Below are 699 nucleotides of genomic sequence, written 5' to 3'. Positions count from 1 at the left end.
ATATTCAGGGCATCAAGGAGCTGTTCAAACGGCATATCCTGATGGGCTTTGGCTTCGGCAACCTGCTGATGGGTCTGCGCAATCAGGGCTGCCACGCTGACAGTTTGTTGCAGTTGTGCCCTTAAGACCAGTGAATTAACAAACATGCCAATCAGGGGCTGAGTCTGGGCATAATGACGGTTATCGGTGGGGGTCCCCAGTACGATATCGTTTTGCCCGGATAATTTTGCCAGTGTGACATAAAAAGCACTGAGCAGCACGGTATACAGGGTCGTCTCCTGTGTTTTTGCCAGACTTCTTAACTGTTCAGAAAGCCGGGTGTCCAGCACAAAACTGAAATCCCGTCCCTGATAATTCACCTGAGCCGGTCTGGGGTAATCGGTTGGCAAAGTCATTGATTCATGGCCGGCTAAAGTCTGTTGCCAGTAGGCAAGCTGGCGTTCACGTATGTCACCTTGTAAATAGTCGCGTTGCCAGGCGGCATAATCCCCATAGGTGATATCCAGGGCAGGAAGCTGGCTGCCCCGCTTTTCCCGCAAGGACTGGTAAATTTCTGCCAGTTCATGCATAAAGATATTAATTGACCAGCCATCAATGGCAATATGGTGCCATAACAGTAATAAATAGTGGCTGTCAGAAACCGGATAGTGACGCAGGCGCAGACTGGACTCTGTGGTTAAATCAAATGGCGTGGCAATC

The 699-nt window shown here is 49.8% G+C and carries 1 protein-coding gene; it reads right to left on the bottom strand.

The genetic code is table 11. The features are described 5' to 3' along the window. On the bottom strand, positions 1-699 hold a 699-nt coding region (locus tag Xind_RS19705), incomplete at both ends, for a condensation domain-containing protein (protein WP_246432644.1).

Source organism: Xenorhabdus indica (assembly GCF_014467235.1).
Taxonomy (GTDB): Bacteria; Pseudomonadota; Gammaproteobacteria; order Enterobacterales; family Enterobacteriaceae; genus Xenorhabdus; species Xenorhabdus indica.
This window is presented reverse-complemented; position numbering and strand designations above follow the sequence as displayed.